A 16,242-nucleotide genomic window follows, 5' to 3' on the forward strand; every position below is an offset into this window, starting at 1 on the left:
GTGGATCAGCCCTCGAGCAGCTCGCTGAGCTCCATCCAGCGTGACTCGAAGGCCTCGACCTCGGCCTCGATGGCGCGCACGCCCTCGTTCGCCTTCGCCAGCCCCTCGTAGTCGTTGGGGTCGTGCTCGGCCATGGCGTCGAGCGCCTGGCGGCGGCGCGTGTCCGCCTTCTCGAGCTTCCGCGTGATGCTCGCGAGCTCCTTCTGCGCGTTCCGCAGCTCGGCGCCCTGCAGCTGCGAGCCGCCGGATCCGCCGAGCGTCGCGGTCGCCTGGCCGCCGACCTCGTCGGGCCGGGCGACGGTCGCCTTCTCGGCGTTGCCGGGCTGCGACCGGAGCTTCAGGTACTGCTCCACTCCGCCGGGGAGGTGGCGCAGGTTCCCGTTCATCACCGCGTACTGCTGGTCGGTGACGCGCTCGATGAGGTACCGGTCGTGGCTCACGACGAGGAGCGTGCCGGGGAACGAGTCGAGCAGGTCCTCCATCGCGGCGAGCATGTCGGTGTCGAGGTCGTTGGTGGGCTCGTCGAGGATCAGCACGTTCGGCTCGTCGAGCACGATGAGGAGGAGCTGGAGGCGGCGCTTCTGCCCGCCCGAGAGGTCCTTCACCGGGGTCGAGAGCTGCGCGCTCGTGAAGCCGAGGCGCTCCAGCAGCTGGCCGGGCGTCATCTCCTTGCCGCCCGCGACGTAGGTGGTGCGCTGGCGGCCGATGACCGTGGAGACGCGGTCCTCGAGCACGTCCTTCAGCTCGTCGAGCTGCTGCGTGAGCACCGCGACCTTGATGGTCTTGCCGCGCTTCACCCTGCCGGTGGTCGGCTGCAGGGATCCGGCGACCAGCGACAGCAGCGTGGACTTGCCCGCGCCGTTCACGCCGAGGATCCCGGTGCGCTCGCCGGGGGCGATTCGCCACTCGACGTCCTTCAGGATCTGCTTCTCGCCGTAGCTGACGGAGACGTCGAGGAGGTCGACGACGTCCTTGCCGAGCCGCTGCATGGCCATCGACGCGAGCGACACGGTGTCGCGTGCGGGCGGCTCGTCGGCGATGAGGGCGTTCGCCGCCTCGATCCGGAACTTCGGCTTGGCCGTGCGCGCGGGCGCCCCGCGGCGCAGCCACGCGAGCTCCTTCTTCATGAGGTTCTGGCGCTTCGCCTCGGAGACCGCGGCGCTGCGGTCGCGCTCGACGCGCTGCAGGATGTACGCCGCGTACCCGCCCTCGAACGGCTCGATGAGGCGGTCGTGGACCTCCCACGTGGCGTTCGCGACCTCGTCGAGGAACCAGCGATCGTGGGTCACGACGATGAGGCCGCCGGAGTTGGGCGCCCAGCGGCGACGGAGGTGGCCGGCGAGCCAGGCGATGCCCTCGACGTCGAGGTGGTTGGTGGGCTCGTCGAGGAAGAGGATGTCGTGGTCGCCGATGAGGAGCTTCGCGAGCGCGACCCGGCGGCGCTGGCCGCCCGAGAGGTTCGCGACGTCGGCGTCCCACGGCACGTCGGAGGCGAGGCCGTCGATCACGTCGCGGACGAGCGGGTTGCCCGCCCACTCGTGCTCGTCGATGCCGCCGACGATGGCCTCGCCGACGGTCTGGCCGTCCGGCAGGGTGTCGCTCTGGTCGAGCACGCCGATCGTGATCCCGCGGCGGCGCGTGACGCGACCGCGGTCGGGCTCGAGGCGCCCGGCGAGGAGGGAGAGGAGGGTCGACTTGCCGTCGCCGTTGCGTCCGACGATGCCGATGCGGTCGCCCTCGTTCACCCCGATGGTCACGTCGTCGAAGATCACGCGCGTCGGGAACTCGAGGTGGAGCGCTTCGGCTCCCAGCAGATGGGCCACCGCACGAGCCTAGGTGACCCCCGGCCGGGGAATTCCCGCGAGCCGCCCGCCGTTGCCCCTCATCGTGGCCCGCGCAGGGCCGCGCGCTCGACGGGGAGCAGCCCGCCCCGCCGCCCGTGCGCGGGGATCCGCCCACCGCGAGGAGCGCACATGACGACCAGCCGCACCGAGACCGCATCGATCCCCGTCTCCGGCTCGAGCGCCGCATCCGCCGCGGACGCCGCGTCCCCCGCCCGCCGCGAGTCCGCCGCCGGCCTCCTCGTCTACGCGCTCACGCTGCTCGTCCTCGTCGCATCCGGCGCCGCTCCCTCGCCGCTCTACCCCGTGTACCAGGAGGAGTGGACGCTGCCGCCCGTGGTGCTCACGCTCGTGTTCGCCGTCTACGTCGCCGGCCTCCTCGCGACCCTGCTCACGGCCGGCCGGCTCTCCGACCACATCGGCCGCCGCCCCGTGATCCTCGGCGCCCTCGTCGTGTCCGTCGCCGCCATGCTCGTCTTCGCCTTCGCGCACGAGGGGCTCGCGCTCGTGGTCGCGCGCATCCTGCAGGGCCTCGCCATCGGCCTCGCGACCGGCGCCCTCGGCGCCGGGATGATCGACCACCAGCCGTCGCGCCGATCCGGCCTCGCCGCCTTCCTCAACGGCGTCGTGCCGCCCGTGGCGCTCACGGTCGGCGCGCTCGGCAGCGGCTTCCTCGTCGCCTACGGCCCCGCGCCCGAGGAGACGGTGTTCCTCGTGCTCGCCGCGCTCATGGTCGCCGCGGGCGTCGCCGTCGCGTTCGTGCCCGAGCGCCAGCCGCGCCGCTCGGGCGCGCTGCGCTCGCTCGTCCCGTCGGTCGCCGTGCCGCGCGCCGCGCGCCGCGTCTTCACCGCGGTCGTCGGCGGCATGATCGCCAGCTGGGCGCTCGGCGGCATGTTCCTGGCCTTCATCGGATCCGTGCTCGGCACCACGTTCGGCCTGCACAGCGCCGCGCTCACGGGGACCGCGATCGCGCTGTTCACCGGGACGGGTGCCATCACCGGCATCGTGATCCGCACCCGCGACGCCCGCCGCAGCCTCATCGTCGGCGTGGTCGCGCTCGTGCTCGGCCCGATCGGCCTCGTCGCCGCGATCTGGACCGCGTCGCTCCCCCTCTTCGCGATCGCCGCGGTGATCGGCGGCGTCGGCTTCGGCGCGGGCTTCCAGGCGGGCCTCCGGCTCGTGCTCGCCGAGGCGCCCGTCGACCAGCGCGCGAGCCTCCTCTCCTCCGTCTACGTCGCGAGCTACCTCGCCTTCGGCGTCCCGAGCATCATCGCGGGCGTCTTCGTCGAGGCGGACGGGCTGCCGATCGTGCTGACGGTCTACGGCGCCTTCGTCGCGGCGAGCGCCCTGGTCGCGCTCGTGCTGCAGCTCACCGGGCGCCGCACGCGCCGGGCCGAGCGGATCGCCGACGCGCTCGACGCTGCCGCGCGCTGAGCTCCCCGCCCGGCCGGCCCCGATGCCACCCCGCCCGGTCGCCGGCCGGGGTGGCATCGGGCGCCGCGCGGAGGATCCAGGTGCCCAAGCGCGCCCCTCCCCGGCGCCGTTCCGGCCGGTCCCGAACGTGAGGTCACCCCGTCGCGTCGATCGTCGTCCTGCTGGTCCTCGGGCTGAGCCTCACGGTGGTCGGCTTCCCCGTCGAGGGCCTCATCTGGCTCGGGATCATCGGCATCATCCTGATCCTCGGGACGATCGCCCTCGGCAGCCTGCGCCGCCGCTGCAGCGCCGCGAAGACCCCCCATGCGCAGCTCCGGTCGGTCGCCTCGGATCGGGTCAGCCGAGCGAGGCCACCCACTCGCTCGTGCCGTCGTCGAAGGCCTGCTGCTTCCAGATGGGGACGCGCTGCTTCACCTCGTCGACCAGCAGGCCGCACGCGGCGAAGGCGTCCGCGCGGTGCGCGGAGGAGACGGCGCAGGTGAGCGCGACGTCGCCGATGCCGAGGCGGCCGATGCGGTGCTCGACGGCGATCCGCACCTCGGGGTACCGCGCGGAGACGTCGAGCGCGACCTGCCGGATCGCCTGGCGGGCTGCCGGATGCGCGGAGTAGTCGAGCCAGAGCACGCCGCGGCCGTCGTCGTGGTCGCGCACCACGCCCTCGAAGGTCACGACGGCGCCCGCGTCGTCGGCGCGCACCGCGTCGGCGCAGTCCTCGACGCGGATCGCCCCGCCGGCGATGCGCGCGAAGAGGACGCGATCGGCGGTCACGAGCCGGCTCCGGCGCGGTCGGACGACGGGTCGGTGTCGGCCGCCGCGTCCGTCGCCGGGTGCACGGCGCCGCGGGCCTGCTCGAGCACGTGGTCGAGGATCCGGTCGAGGAGGCCGAGGCCGTCGCGCACACCGCCCGGCGAGCCGGGCAGGTTCATGACGAACGCGCCGCCCGCGAGGCCCGCGTGCCCGCGCGTGAGGACGGCCGTGGGCGTGTGGGCCGTGCCGATGCGGCGCGCCTCCTCCATGATCCCGGGGATCTCGAGGTCGAGCAGCGGCGCCGTCGCCTCGGGTGTGCGGTCGGTGGGGGTGATCCCCGTGCCGCCCGTGGTGAGGATCACGCGCGCGCCGCCCGTCACGGCCTCGGCGAGCGCCGCGGCGACCCCGGGGCCGTCGGCGCGGACGACCGGCGCGCCCACCTCGAACCCGCGCTCGGCGAGCCAGGCGGCGATGACGGGGCCGGTGCGGTCCTCGTACTCCCCCGCGGCGGCGCGCGTGGAGGCGACGATCACGACGGCGCGGCCGCGCGGATCCGCCGCGCTCACGGCCGGGCCCAGTCGCCGGACTTGCCGCCCTGCTTCTCGCGCACGAGCACATCGGTGATGACGGCTCGCGCGTCGACGGCCTTGACCATGTCGTAGAGCGTGAGCGCCGCGACCGAGGCCGCGGTGAGCGCCTCCATCTCGACGCCCGTGACGCCCGTGGTGCTCACCGACGCGACCACCGTGAGCCGGTCGTCGTCGCCCGTGATGTCGATCTCGATGCGGCCGAGGGGCAGCGGGTGGCACAGCGGGATGAGGCTGGAGGTCTGCTTCGCCGCCATGACCCCCGCGATGCGCGCCGTGCCGACCGCCTCGCCCTTGGGGAGGTCGCCCGAGATCACGGCCGACACCACCTCGGGCCGGGTCACGAGCACGGCCTGCGCGACGGCGCGGCGCTTCGTGACGGCCTTGTCGGTGACGTCCACCATGTGCGCGGATCCGTCCTGCCGCAGGTGGGTGAGGGACGGCGCGGCGGCGCCCGTCGCGGGATCAGTCATCGATGCTCCAGACGGTGACGGGGTCGCCGGCCTCCAGCCGGACGACACCTGCGGGGATGTGGACGAGGTGGGTGGCGGTCGCGTACGCATGCAGGAGGTGCGATCCGGGTCCGCCGACCGCGACGACCCGGCCGTCGGCGTCGAGGCGCCCGCGCCGCACCTGGTGCTTGGCGGCGGGCGAGTCGAGGCGCGCGGCGAGCGGCGCCTCGCGGGACGCACGCTCGGGCCGCGGGTGCCCGGCGATCTCCCGCAGGACCGGGCGCAGGAACAGCTCGAAGGACACCAGCGCGCTCACGGGGTTGCCGGGGAAGGCGACCACGGGGATCCGCGCGCCGCCGACCTCCGCCGACCCGAGCCCCTGCGGCCCGCCCGGCTGCACGGCGACGGAGGCGAACTCGACGCCGCCGCCCTCGAGCACGTCGCGGACGACCTCGTAGGCGCCGGCGCTCACGCCGCCCGTCGTGAGGAGGAGGTCGATGCCGGCGGCGGCATCGCGGAGAGCGTCGCGCACCCGGTCGGCGTCGTCGGACGCGACCTGCAGCGTGCGGACCTCCGCCCCCGCGCCGGAGAGCGCGGCGGCGAGCGCGACCGAGTTGGCGTCGTGGATCTGCCCGTGAGCGAGCTCCTCACCGGGCCCGCGCAGCTCGAGGCCCGTGGCGAGGAGGAGCACGACGGGTCGGCGGCGCACGGCGACGGTCGCGATGCCGGCCGAGGCGAGCACGCCCCAGTGCGACGGGAGGAGGCGCGTGCCCGCCGCGACCAGCACGGCACCCGCGGCGAGGTCGCTGCCCTGGGCGCGGACGAAGGCGCCGGGATCCACGGGGGCGGTGAAGGAGACGATCGCGTCAGTCGCCTCCTCGTCGACGAAGCGGTCGGGGTTCGCGGCCTCGATGGGGACGATGGCGTCGGCGCCGGGCGGGACGGGGGCGCCGGTCATGCAGGGCGCGGCGGTGCCGGACGCGAGGGGGGCGGGGGCGACGCCCGCGGGGATCCTCGCGGCGATGCGGAGGGCGGCGGGGCGCGCGTCGGTGGCGCCGGCGAGGTCCGCCGCGCGCACCGCGTAGCCGTCCATCTGCGAGTTGCGGAACGGCGGCAGGTCGAGCGGGCTGGTGATGTCGCGGGCGAGGACGCGGCCGGCGTACCGGTGCGGATCCGCGCTCACGGCGTCCGCGGCGACGGGCAGCTCCTCGGCGGGCAGGCCGGCGAGCGGGGCGAGGAGCGCGGACACGGCCGCGCGGTGCTCGTCGACCGTGCGTCGTCGTCGGTCCGCGGGGCGGTCGGGGGTCATGGGTCCATCATCCCCGACGCGGGTGCGTCCTCTCCGGTCGCCGTCGGATCCCGATGCGCGGTCGTCCTCCCCGTGGTTCGCGCCCCGGACACGGGCCTTGCCGTCGCGGTCCGGTCGCGGGACCCTGTGCGCATGGATCCGCATGAGCGCCGCGGCGCCGTCCGCCGCCGCACGACCACCGCGATCGGCGCCGTGCTGCTCGCCGCCGCGATCGGCCTGGGCGTCGCCGGAGTCGTCGTCTACACGGGCGGATCCGACCTCGGGCTGTTGCTGCTCGTGGCGGCGCTCATGCTGCTGACGGCGGGTGCGGGCCTCGTCGTCGCGGCCGTGCGATCCGCCGCGGGCCGCCCGCGCTGACGCGGGCCCGCTCCTCCCCGGTACGCGTCGGCGGATCCGTGTCCGCCTCCCGAAGAAGCCCCTGACGTGCGCCGCCCGGCCGCCCTAGGGTCGGAACATGACCATCGCCGCCCGCGGGCAGACCCTCGTCGACCTCCACACCGCACCTGAGCTCCTGAGGGTGGTGAACGTGTGGGACGCCATCACGGCCGCCGCCATCGGCGCTCTCCCCGAGACGAAGGCGCTCGCCACCGCGAGCCACTCCATCGCCGCCACCTTCGGCTACGAGGACGGCGAGAGGATCCCGCTCGACCTCCACCTCGACATGATCGGCCGCATCGTCGCCGCGGTCGAGCAGCCCGTCTCCGCCGACCTCGAGTCGGGCTACGGGGATGCGGGCGAGACCGTGCGCCGCGCCATCGGCGTGGGCGTCGTCGGCGCGAACCTGGAGGACGGCATGCGCCCCCTCGACGACTCGATCCGTGCCGTCGAGGCGGCCGTCGCGGCGGCGCAGGCGGAGGGCGTGCCGTTCGCGCTCAACGCCCGCACCGACGCGTACGTGCTGGGCGGCGACCGCGACCGGTCCGAGATCCTCGCCGACGCCGTCGAGCGCACGCGCGCCTACATGGCCGCGGGCGCCACGAGCGTCTTCGTGCCCGGTCCGCTCACGGAGGATGAGGTGCGCACCCTCGTCGACGCCGTCGGCCCGCAGCGCCTCACCGTCATCGGCGTCCCCGGATCCCTCTCCCCCGCCCGCTTCGAGGAGCTCGGCATCGGCCGCATCTCCTACGGCCCGTGGACCCAGCGCGTCGCGCTCACGGCCCTGCAGGACACCGCGAAGGACCTCTACGCGGGCGGCGCGCTGCCCGAGGGGACCAGGCCGCTCAACTGAGCGGATCCCGCGCCTCGGGCAGGCTGGTGCTGCGGCACGTGCTCCGTACCCTGAGGGGATGCGACGACTGCAGGAGCCGGCCCCGGGCGTCCTCGTGGCGACGAGCCGCAGGATGTCCACCACCTCCACGATCGTGACCGGCGGATCCGACGCGCTGGTCATCGATCCCGCCTGGCTGCCCGACGAGCTCGACGCCCTCGGCCGCACGCTGGAGGCGCGCGGCCTTCGGGTCACGGGCGGGTTCGCCACGCACGCGCACCACGACCACCTGCTCTGGCATCCGCGACTCGGCTCCGCGCCGCGGTGGGCGTCCCCGGAGACTGCGCGCCTGGCCGGGACCGAGCGGGCGGGCCTCGTCGAGCAGTTGGGCGCCGGCTTCCCGACCGAGCTCGTCGAGCTCATGGGTCGAGTCCAGGGGGTCGAGGGCGAGCTCCCCGCGGAGTCGACGCCGCTCGGATCCACCGTCCGTCTGATCGTGCACGACGGGCACGCGCCCGGGCACACCGCCGTGTGGCTGCCGGAGCAGCGGGTGCTCATCGCGGGCGACATGCTCAGCGACATCGAGATCCCCCTGCCGTTCTGGCCCGACGACCTCCCTGCCTACGTCCGGGCGCTCGACCTCCTCGCGCCCATAGCGGCCGAGGCGCGCGTCGTCGTGCCCGGTCACGGATCCGTGGGCGGCGACGCCCTCGCGCGGCTGGACGCGGACCGCAGGATCATCGACGACGCCGTCGCCGGGCGTCGCACGGACGACGCGCGCATCGACGCCCCGGGGATGCGGGAGGCGTTCGCGCAGCTGCGGGAGCTCGCCTCAGCGCTGTGATCCGCCGGTCGCAGGCCATGGGGCCCGCATCCAACCGGCCACTGCTTGACTGGGTCGACGACCCGAGGAGTCCCATGACCGACACCACCGCACCCGAACCCGCGACCACTGCCCCGCGCGCCGACATCGGCGTCATCGGCGGATCCGGCCTGTACTCCCTGCTCGACCCCGCGACGAGCGACTCGCACCGCATCGAGACGCCCTTCGGCCCCACCTCGAGCGAGGTGACGGTCGGCGAGCTCGCCGGGCGCCGCGTCGCGTTCCTCACCCGGCACGGCGCGGACCACTCGGTCGCGCCGCACCTCATCGACTACCGCGCCAACATCTGGGCGCTCGCCTCGCTCGGCGTCTCGGCAATCGTGTCGTCGTCCGCGGTGGGCGGCGTCTCGCCGGACTACCCGCCGGGATCGCTCGTGCTCACCGACCAGCTGCTCGACCGCACGTGGGGCCGCGCGGACACCTTCTTCGACGCCGGCGTCGTGCAGCACCTCTCCGCGGCGGATCCCTTCGATCCCGAGCTGCACGCGCTCGCGGCCGCCGCGCTGGTCGAGCTCGAGGGCGGCGAGCACGCGGATCCCGCGGGACCGCTGCGCACCTCGGGCACCGTCGTCGTGATCCAGGGCCCGCGCTTCTCCACGCGCGCCGAGTCGCTGTGGTTCCGCCAGGCGGGCGCGCACATCGTCAACATGACCCAGTACCCCGAGGTCGTGCTCGCCTCCGAGCTCAACATCGGCACCGTGAACCTGTCGTTCGTCACCGATGCGGATGCCGGCCTCGCCCCGCTGCCCGGCGAGCAGGGCGACGCGGTGACGGCCGAGCTGGTCTTCACGCGCCTGAAGGAGGCGCAGCCGCGCATCGTGCGGGCGATCGAGGCGGTCATCCGGGCGATCCCCGACGACTACCGCGGACGCCCGCTCATCGATCCGGACGCCGTCGCGTCCGTGCTCGCGCGTCCGACGACCGGCGCGCGCTCGTGAGCGACGGGATCCTCCTCGTCACGGGAGGCGCGGGCTTCATCGGCGGCGCGATCGTCCAGGCCGCGCTTGAGGAGGGACGCCGCGTGCGCGTGCTCGACTCGCTGCGCGCCGACGTGCACGGCGGGGACCCGGAGATCGACCCTCGCGTCGAGCTCGTGCGCGGCGATGTCACCGACCCGGACGCCGTCGCCGACGCGCTCGACGGCGTGGCCGTCGTGTGCCACCAGGCCGCGAAGGTCGGGCTCGGCGTCGACTTCCTCGACGCACCCGACTACGTGACGACCAACGACGGCGGCACCGCGATCCTGCTGGCCGCGATGACCCGCGCGGGCATCGACCGGCTCGTGCTCGCGAGCTCGATGGTCGTCTACGGCGAGGGCGCCTACGCGGGCGCCGACGGACCGGTGCGCCCGCCCGCGCGCCGCGTCGCCGACCTCGACGCGGGGCTCTTCGACCCGGTCGATCCCGCGACGGGCGAGCCGCTCGTCCCGCAGCTCATCGGCGAGGACGTGCCGCTGGATCCGCGCAACGTCTACGCCACCACCAAGCTCGCGCAGGAGAACCTCGCGAGCTCATGGACGCGTGCCACCGGCGGTCGGGCGGCCGCGCTGCGGTACCACAACGTGTACGGGCCGGGCATGCCGCAGAACACGCCGTACGCGGGCGTCGCCTCGCTGTTCCGCTCGGCGCTCGCGCGCGGCGAGGCGCCGCGCGTCTTCGAGGACGGTCGGCAGCGCCGCGACTTCGTCCACGTGCGCGACGTCGCCGGCGCGAACCTCGCCGCGCTCGCCTGGACCGCCGACCGCGAGGCGGGATCCTTCCGGGCCTTCAACGTCGGCAGCGGCACCGTGCACACCATCGGCGAGATGGCGGAGGCGCTCGCGCGGGAGGCCGGAGGATCCGCGCCCGTCACCACGGGCGAGTACCGGCTGGGAGACGTGCGGCACATCACGGCGTCGTCGGAGCGACTGCGCAGGGAGCTCGGCTGGGAGCCGCGGATGACCTTCGAGGAGGGCATGCGCGAGTTCGCGACGGCGCCGCTGCGGAGCGCGGTGGTCTGAGCCGCGGGCGCCCGGCGGCCGCGGCGGATCCATGCCGGGTCGTACCCGGGTGCCGCTCGTCCGCCGAGCCCGGCACCTCCGACGGACGAGGTCGGGGTCGTCCGCTCGCCACACTTGGGGCATGACCTCCGCATCGCCTCGCCGCACGGCCGCGCGCTCCGGCATCGCCCTGGCCGTCGGCGCCGCGTCGCTCGCCCTCGTCGGCTGCTCGAGCATCACCGACGACATCGCCGACATCTACGCGATCACCTACGAGGTGACGGCCACCGGCCCGGCCGGCAGCGGCCTGACGGACGTCTCGTACGCCGAGGCCTCCCACCGCGGGCGCCCGTCGATCGTGAAGGAGGTCGGCCAGGCGTCGCTCGCGCCCGGCGACGACTCGGCGAGCTCGGTCTGGTCGGTGGAGTCCGTCGTGACCGCCGAGGACTGGGCGTTCGTGCAGGCCACCCCGGTGGACGGCGAGGCGCTGACCTGCCGGATCCTCGTGGACGGCGTGAAGGAGATCGCGACCTCGACCGCGGCGCCGGGTCAGCCCGTGACGTGCCAGGTCCCGACGGCGCCGTTCGGCTGAGCGCACCCGCCGCCCGCGCCGACCGCCCTCGCGGCCGACGCGGCCAGCACCGGTCAGTACTTCGCGGACTGCCCGCCATCGATCGGCAGCACGGCCGCGTTCACGTACGCCGCGTCGTCCGAGAGCAGGAACGCGACGACCGAGGCGATCTCCTCGGCCTCGCCGTAGCGCTTGGTCGGGTTGCCCTGGATGAACTGCTCGGCGAAGCCGCGCGGGTCGTTCGCGTCGCTCTGCTTCATCGACGCCTCGACCATCGGGGTCCAGATGGCGCCGGGCGCGATGGCGTTGATGCGGATGCCGAACTGCCCGTACTCGACGGCCGAGTTGCGGGTGAGACCCACGACGCCGTGCTTCGCGGCCGCGTAGCCGGACTGGTTGCCGACGCCGCGGATCCCGCCGACGCTCGCGGTGTTGACAACCATGCCGGAGCCCTGCGCGCGCATGACGGCGAGGACCTTCTCGAGGCCGAGGAACACGCCACGGAGGTTGATCGCGACGACCCTGTCGAACTCGGCGGCCGTGAAGTCCTCGGTGAGGTTCTGGCGGCTCTCGATGCCCGCGTTGTTGAAGAACCCGTCGATGCGGCCGAAGCGCTCGACGGTCTGGCTGACGTACGCGTCGACGTCGGACTCCTGGGACACGTCGGCGGTGACGGTGAGGACCTCGGCCTCGGGCGAGCCGGCGCGGACGGCGTCGACGGTCGCGGCGAGGCCCTTCTCGGAGATGTCGACGAGGGCGAGGCGCGCGCCCTCGGTGGCGAGGCGCACGGCGGCGGCGCGGCCGAGGCCGGATCCGCCTCCCGTGATGAGGACGACCTTGTCGGTGAAGCGGGTGGTGGTCATGGGGTCTCCTGACGATCGGTGCGATGGCCCGACCATCGTGGGCGAGGCCACCATCCATGCGATCGCATGGACATCCCTACCGTAGGTCGGGTTTCTGAACGCGGGCTCCGCTGGCGGTCCGCAGCTCGGGCCGCCGCCGCTCCATCCGCTTCCGCACCGCGACGAAGACGATGCCGGCGAGGACGATGTGCACGAGCACCAGCGCGATCGCATCGGGCTCGACGAACGCGATCTCCCAGCCCGACGACGCCCAGCCCATCCCGCCCAGCAGCACGCGGGTCACCGTCAGCTGCGTCCAGTGGAACGCCATCGCGATGAGGAGCGCACCCTCCATCGGGATCCGCCGTGCGGCGACGAGCGCGAGGCCGAACAGACCGAGCTGGAGCACGTACACGACCGCGTCGTTCCCGGCGGGGATCGGCGTGAATGCGCCGGTGTCCGACCCCGCGATCGTCCGCACGATCCAGCGGCCGGACTCGATGACGACGCCGATCGCCGGGAAGAGGGCGGTGGTCACGACCGTCGCGATGACGAGGCCGGTGCCGTCGCGGAGGTTAGTCCACACGTAGCCGCGGAGGGCGAGCTCCTCGGGGATCGCCTCGTAGAGCGCGAGGACGACGCCGTTGAGGAGGAGGAACCCGGCGAACGCGGCGAGGTCGACGCCGTCGACGCGGATCCAGCCGAGGAGGCCCGCCGGGACCCAGACGACCGCGCCCGTCACCGCGCCCACGCCGACGCCCAGGGCGATCGGCGGCCCGATGCGGCAGGACAGGCCGAGGCTCGCGAGGCTCCGGCGGTCGAGGCGCCGCCGCAGGAGGACGACGGCGGGCACGACGAGCGCGGACATCAGCACGGCCTGCAGGACGATCCGGGCGAGCAGGCCGGCGCCGGTCGCCTGCTCCACCGCGTCCGTGATGCCGATGGCCAGGCCGAGCCCCACCCCGAGCACGACCCAGGCGAGGAGCGCCACCGCGACGGCGCGGATCCACGGCTGCGGGCGACGCGTCTGCGCGTCGAGGCGGCGATCCGGGGACTCGGCGCGCGCGGCGGTCGGCTCGGAGGACACGGCGGCGGGGCGGGCGGATGCGGGCACGGGACTCGTCTCGTCGGCGGGCGGTCGATCCAGACTGGCGGGCGGGTCGATGCCGCGCGACCTCTTCGGCGGCACGGCCCGCATCTGGGGCGCGGGATCAGGCCGCTGGCGCCCCCGCGATCGCGCCCGCCTCCGTCACCGGCTCCGTGAAGTCGAACACCAGCACCCCGTGCGGATCCGGCGCGAGCAGCGGCCCGACGAAGTCCGTGAAGGCGGCGTGCTGCGCGTCGATGCGCGCCGGATCCGCGATGAGCGGCTCCCCGAGGTAGAGGTTGCGGTCGCCCTCGGAGGAGAAGGTCAGCACGAAGCCGAGCTCGAATCCGCGGCCGACGCCCTCGGGGCTCGACTGCCGGCCGGAGTGCAGCGAGCGGATGTACCGGCCCGAGCCGTCCGGGTGCGGCGAGTCGGCGAGCGCCCGGAAGCGGTGCTCGACCTCGTCGCGGTCGGCGGGCGACGCGTCGTCCCGGAGCCGGAACAGCACGACGTGGTGCACGAGCCCGGGGACGTGGTCGCGGGCCGTGAGCTGGGCGTCGGTGAGGGCGGGACGGTCGTCGATGGTCATGTCCGGATCCTGGCCCCAACCGGCCGCGATGGCGCGGCCACGAGATGACGACGCGTCAGGAGGCGACGGCGCGCTCAGGAGGTGACGAGGAGCGGGACGCCGAACGCGAGCCCGGCCGCGCCGACCGCGAGCTGCGGCCACGTGCGGCGGGCGATCCCGCGCCCGGCTCGGCGCACGACGACGATCGCGGCCAGCGCGTCGAGGGTGACGAGGGCACCGGCGACGGTCAGGATCCAGGCGATGACGGTGGTGGCCACCCGCCCAGGGTACGGGCCGCCCCGCCGTGACCCGGACGGGGCCTCGCCGTCCCGGATCCGCCGCCGTAGCCTGGCGGTACGCGACCACCACCCCGGCCGCGACTCCCGGCCCTCGACGAGGAGGCCCCATGACCGAACCGCTCGACGCTCCCGACGACGCCCTCGCCCGGCGCCTCCGCGACGATCCCGACGCCGCGCGCCGTCTCGAGGAGCTGCGACGCCGCGCATACGGCCGGGACGGATCCACCGCGGCGCTCGTCGAGGTCCCCGCCGACCTCCGCGCGCGCACCGGCTACGACGCGGACGAGCTGCCGGCGCCGCTCGTCGCCCTGCTCGCGGAGGAGGCGCGGCTCGTCGACGAGGGCGCGGCGCTGCTGGCGTCCGAGCGTCCGGTGCCCGATGCCGCACGGGCCGCGCAGGCGGACGAGGGAGCGCGAACCGGAGACGACGCCGAGGCGGCCGCTCCACGTCGGCCACGCGCCCCCAGGATCCTCGTGATGGTCGTCGCGGGCCTCGTCGTGCTCGCCGGCCTCGGCACAGCGGCAGCCGTGGGTTCTCTCGACGCCGGATCCACCGCCTCGACGCCCCCGACCGCCGAGGGCGTCGGATCCGCCGAGGGCGTCGGATCCGCCGAGGGCGTCGGATCCGACGTGACCTCGACCGCCACCCCGCGCGGCCAGGCGATGGGCACGCCCGACGGGCGACGCGGATCCGTCGTCCCCGACTTCACGGCGGATCCGCCCGTCCGGGTCCCGCTGACCGAGGCCGAGCTCGCCGAGAGTCTGCGAGTCCGCGCCGATCAGGCGTGGAGCCTCGTGCTCGAGCAGCAGCCGGACGCGGTGCGGCCCGACGTCCGGATGGAGCGGGTGGTCGACGACGAGGAGGACTACGCGGAGCAGCAGGTGGCCTGTCTGCGGGACGCGGGCCTCACGGCGTTCATGGAGGGCCAGTCCAGCTTCAGCATCACCGACGGCGATCCGGTCGCCGTCTACGCGTGCTCGGTCCGCTTCCCCCTGCGCGACAACGGCGGTCGCACCGACGCCGAGCTCGCCTACATCCACGACTACTACGTCTCCTACCTGATCCCCTGCTACGCCGCGGAGGGGAGGCCGTACGTCGGCGAGGTCCCTGCCGTCGACGACTTCATCGCCGACGTGCGCGCCGAGCGGCCCTGGACCCCGTTCCCCGACGCGATGAGCGGCGGTCTGGCCGCGGCGTGCCCGGTGCTCCCCGCGGCGTACCGGTGACGACTCCGGGCTCGCCCGCCGACGCCCTGGATCGACGGCTGCGGGACGACCCGGACGCCGCTCGCGCCCTCGACGCCCTCCGGCGCGCCGCCTACGGTCGCGAGGACGGAGACGCCCCGGACGTGGAGGTGCCCGAGGGGATCCGGCTGGCCGCCGGGATCGAGGTCGACGCGCTCCCGGCACCGCTCGTCGCGCTCCTGGTCGAGGAGCACCGTCTCGTCGGCGAGGGCCGGGAGCTGCTCGCCGCCGATGCGCGGGCGACCCCGCGCGCGTCGGACGACGCCCCGACCGCGTCCGGGGAGACCGCGGATCCCCGCGCGCACCCGCGCGCCCCGCGCCGCCGCCTCCTCCGCCCCGGCCCGGTCGCCGCGGTGCTCGCGGGCGGGCTCCTCGTCGTCGGGCTCGGCACCGCATCCGCGGCCGGCCTCCTCGCCGACGACGACAGCTGGCGATCGCAGGAGCCCACCTCGACGCCCGGCCCGCCGAGCACGCCGGATCCCCGCATCGGCACGCCCGTGCCCGCGTTCACGGAGGGACCGCCGGCGAAGCTGCGCGAGGACCTCACCGACGTCGAGACCGCTCAGGCGCTCCGGGAGAGCGCCGACTCCCTCTGGGACCGGGTGCTCCTCGAGCGTCCCGACGCCGTGCGCCCGGATCTGCCCGTCGAGCGCGTCCTCGACGGCGAGGAGTGGGTCAGGCAGCAGGCCGCGTGCCTGGGCGAGTCGGGGGTGCGCGTCCAGGTCATCGGTACGGGCGAGGACACCCGGCTGGGCACCCACTCCGCGGATGCCGCCGTGGAGTACGCCTGCTCGGTCCGCTTCCCGACCACGCCCGGCGGCCCGTTGACGGACGCCGCGCTCGGCTGGCTGCACGACTACTACGTCGACTTCCTCATCCCCTGCTACGCATCCGAGGGCGAGCCGTACGAGGGCGAGGTGCCGGACCGCGACGCCTTCGTCGCGCTGTCCCACGCCGGCGACTACTGGCAGCCGTCCGTCGAGACGCGCGACGGCGTGCTGGACTCCCGCTGCCCGGAGGCGCCCGCGGGCCTCCGCTGACCCGCCGCGCCTGCTGAGGACGCTTCTCAGCGCGGTTAGGGTTGAATCTGTGCGCGCCCCCATCGGACCCCGGCCCCGCGCCACCGGTCCGCGATGACGGATCGCCGCACCCCGTGGGCGCCGGACGACGACGACGCGTCCCCCTTCGACCGG

18 protein-coding genes are annotated in these 16,242 nt (G+C 74.8%); 9 read left to right on the plus strand and 9 right to left on the minus strand.

Annotated elements, in window-relative coordinates; all coding sequences use genetic code 11:
* Positions 1-5 precede the first annotated feature (5 nt).
* Positions 6-1,823 (minus strand): ABC-F family ATP-binding cassette domain-containing protein, encoded by a 1,818-nt coding sequence (locus tag FGD68_RS13860; RefSeq protein ID WP_104234971.1) that lies wholly within the window; start codon positions 1,821-1,823, stop codon positions 6-8.
* A 150-nt stretch (positions 1,824-1,973) separates the two neighbouring features.
* Here FGD68_RS13860 and FGD68_RS13865 point away from each other — a divergent pair, with 150 nt between their 5' ends.
* Positions 1,974-3,275 (plus strand): MFS transporter, encoded by a 1,302-nt coding sequence (locus FGD68_RS13865; RefSeq protein ID WP_119373532.1) that lies wholly within the window; start codon positions 1,974-1,976, stop codon positions 3,273-3,275.
* A gap of 336 nt (positions 3,276-3,611) precedes the next feature.
* Here FGD68_RS13865 and FGD68_RS13870 read toward each other — a convergent pair whose 3' ends face one another.
* Genes FGD68_RS13870 through FGD68_RS13885 form a run of 4 tightly spaced genes read right to left on the minus strand, consistent with a single transcriptional unit; the run spans position 3,612 to position 6,370 of the window.
* Positions 3,612-4,043, minus strand: a complete 432-nt coding sequence (locus tag FGD68_RS13870) for a molybdenum cofactor biosynthesis protein MoaE (protein WP_012039001.1) — start codon at positions 4,041-4,043, stop codon at positions 3,612-3,614.
* A complete protein-coding gene (locus tag FGD68_RS13875) occupies positions 4,040-4,588 on the minus strand; it encodes a MogA/MoaB family molybdenum cofactor biosynthesis protein (protein ID WP_237609575.1) in 549 nt (182 codons plus the stop codon). The genes FGD68_RS13870 and FGD68_RS13875 overlap by 4 nt, the downstream gene beginning before the upstream one ends.
* Positions 4,585-5,082 (minus strand): cyclic pyranopterin monophosphate synthase MoaC, encoded by a 498-nt coding sequence (gene moaC / locus FGD68_RS13880; protein ID WP_119373924.1) that lies wholly within the window; start codon positions 5,080-5,082, stop codon positions 4,585-4,587. The genes FGD68_RS13875 and moaC overlap by 4 nt, the downstream gene beginning before the upstream one ends.
* A complete protein-coding gene (locus FGD68_RS13885; protein WP_237609576.1) occupies positions 5,075-6,370 on the minus strand; it encodes a molybdopterin molybdotransferase MoeA in 1,296 nt (431 codons plus the stop codon). Before FGD68_RS13885 ends, moaC begins: the two co-directional genes overlap by 8 nt.
* A gap of 132 nt (positions 6,371-6,502) precedes the next feature.
* Here FGD68_RS13885 and FGD68_RS13890 point away from each other — a divergent pair, with 132 nt between their 5' ends.
* The 6 genes from FGD68_RS13890 (at position 6,503) to FGD68_RS13915 (ending at position 11,030) form a co-directional block, all read left to right on the plus strand.
* Positions 6,503-6,727 carry a hypothetical protein gene (locus FGD68_RS13890; RefSeq protein ID WP_104235152.1) on the plus strand — a complete coding sequence of 75 codons (225 nt, stop codon included), beginning with the start codon at positions 6,503-6,505 and terminating at the stop codon, positions 6,725-6,727.
* A gap of 97 nt (positions 6,728-6,824) precedes the next feature.
* Positions 6,825-7,598 carry an isocitrate lyase/PEP mutase family protein gene (locus tag FGD68_RS13895; RefSeq protein ID WP_119372951.1) on the plus strand — a complete coding sequence of 258 codons (774 nt, stop codon included), beginning with the start codon at positions 6,825-6,827 and terminating at the stop codon, positions 7,596-7,598.
* A gap of 58 nt (positions 7,599-7,656) precedes the next feature.
* Positions 7,657-8,421 carry an MBL fold metallo-hydrolase gene (locus FGD68_RS13900; protein ID WP_119372950.1) on the plus strand — a complete coding sequence of 255 codons (765 nt, stop codon included), beginning with the start codon at positions 7,657-7,659 and terminating at the stop codon, positions 8,419-8,421.
* Positions 8,422-8,495: 74 nt separating this feature from the next.
* Positions 8,496-9,398, plus strand: coding sequence for an MTAP family purine nucleoside phosphorylase (locus FGD68_RS13905; RefSeq protein ID WP_119372949.1), 903 nt, complete (start codon positions 8,496-8,498; stop codon positions 9,396-9,398).
* Positions 9,395-10,459, plus strand: a complete 1,065-nt coding sequence (locus tag FGD68_RS13910; protein WP_119372948.1) for an NAD-dependent epimerase/dehydratase family protein — start codon at positions 9,395-9,397, stop codon at positions 10,457-10,459. Before FGD68_RS13905 ends, FGD68_RS13910 begins: the two co-directional genes overlap by 4 nt.
* Positions 10,460-10,580: 121 nt before the next feature.
* The gene (locus FGD68_RS13915) at positions 10,581-11,030 is read left to right on the plus strand and encodes a hypothetical protein (RefSeq protein ID WP_119372947.1); all 450 of its coding nucleotides are present in this window, start codon (positions 10,581-10,583) and stop codon (positions 11,028-11,030) included.
* Between the two features lie 53 nt (positions 11,031-11,083).
* On the opposite strand, the gene FGD68_RS13920 is transcribed toward FGD68_RS13915, so the two are convergent.
* From FGD68_RS13920 to FGD68_RS13935, 4 genes are all read right to left on the minus strand, one after another.
* Positions 11,084-11,872, minus strand: coding sequence for a glucose 1-dehydrogenase (locus tag FGD68_RS13920; RefSeq protein WP_119372946.1), 789 nt, complete (start codon positions 11,870-11,872; stop codon positions 11,084-11,086).
* 76 nt (positions 11,873-11,948) lie between these two features.
* Entirely contained in the window at positions 11,949-12,965 is a 1,017-nt protein-coding gene (locus FGD68_RS13925; protein ID WP_237609577.1) for a CPBP family glutamic-type intramembrane protease, read from the minus strand.
* A 97-nt stretch (positions 12,966-13,062) separates the two neighbouring features.
* Positions 13,063-13,527: a Dabb family protein gene (locus tag FGD68_RS13930; protein WP_119372945.1), complete on the minus strand. Its 465-nt coding sequence runs from the start codon at positions 13,525-13,527 to the stop codon at positions 13,063-13,065.
* A 74-nt stretch (positions 13,528-13,601) separates the two neighbouring features.
* Complete coding sequence (locus tag FGD68_RS13935) at positions 13,602-13,784, minus strand: hypothetical protein (protein ID WP_104234983.1); 183 nt, start codon at positions 13,782-13,784, stop codon at positions 13,602-13,604.
* Between the two features lie 128 nt (positions 13,785-13,912).
* Here FGD68_RS13935 and FGD68_RS13940 point away from each other — a divergent pair, with 128 nt between their 5' ends.
* Positions 13,913-15,031: a hypothetical protein gene (locus tag FGD68_RS13940; RefSeq protein WP_119372944.1), complete on the plus strand. Its 1,119-nt coding sequence runs from the start codon at positions 13,913-13,915 to the stop codon at positions 15,029-15,031.
* A complete protein-coding gene (locus FGD68_RS13945) occupies positions 15,028-16,089 on the plus strand; it encodes a serine/threonine-protein kinase (RefSeq protein WP_237609578.1) in 1,062 nt (353 codons plus the stop codon). Before FGD68_RS13940 ends, FGD68_RS13945 begins: the two co-directional genes overlap by 4 nt.
* The last annotated feature ends 153 nt before the right edge of the window (positions 16,090-16,242 follow it).

Origin of the sequence: Clavibacter californiensis (assembly GCF_021952865.1) — a bacterium.
Classification (GTDB): domain Bacteria; phylum Actinomycetota; class Actinomycetes; order Actinomycetales; family Microbacteriaceae; genus Clavibacter; species Clavibacter californiensis.

Bases quoted from the DNA above. Each gene is read 5' to 3' on its own strand.
- moaC (WP_119373924.1), bottom strand. From the start codon at position 5,082: ATGACTGATCCCGCGACGGGCGCCGCCGCGCCGTCCCTCACCCACCTG.
- FGD68_RS13885 (WP_237609576.1), bottom strand. From the start codon at position 6,370: ATGACCCCCGACCGCCCCGCGGACCGACGACGACGCACGGTCGACGAG.
- FGD68_RS13865 (WP_119373532.1), top strand. From the start codon at position 1,974: ATGACGACCAGCCGCACCGAGACCGCATCGATCCCCGTCTCCGGCTCG.
- FGD68_RS13940 (WP_119372944.1), top strand. From the start codon at position 13,913: ATGACCGAACCGCTCGACGCTCCCGACGACGCCCTCGCCCGGCGCCTC.
- FGD68_RS13890 (WP_104235152.1), top strand. From the start codon at position 6,503: ATGGATCCGCATGAGCGCCGCGGCGCCGTCCGCCGCCGCACGACCACC.
- FGD68_RS13900 (WP_119372950.1), top strand. From the start codon at position 7,657: ATGCGACGACTGCAGGAGCCGGCCCCGGGCGTCCTCGTGGCGACGAGC.
- FGD68_RS13905 (WP_119372949.1), top strand. From the start codon at position 8,496: ATGACCGACACCACCGCACCCGAACCCGCGACCACTGCCCCGCGCGCC.
- FGD68_RS13930 (WP_119372945.1), bottom strand. From the start codon at position 13,527: ATGACCATCGACGACCGTCCCGCCCTCACCGACGCCCAGCTCACGGCC.
- FGD68_RS13915 (WP_119372947.1), top strand. From the start codon at position 10,581: ATGACCTCCGCATCGCCTCGCCGCACGGCCGCGCGCTCCGGCATCGCC.
- FGD68_RS13920 (WP_119372946.1), bottom strand. From the start codon at position 11,872: ATGACCACCACCCGCTTCACCGACAAGGTCGTCCTCATCACGGGAGGC.
- FGD68_RS13895 (WP_119372951.1), top strand. From the start codon at position 6,825: ATGACCATCGCCGCCCGCGGGCAGACCCTCGTCGACCTCCACACCGCA.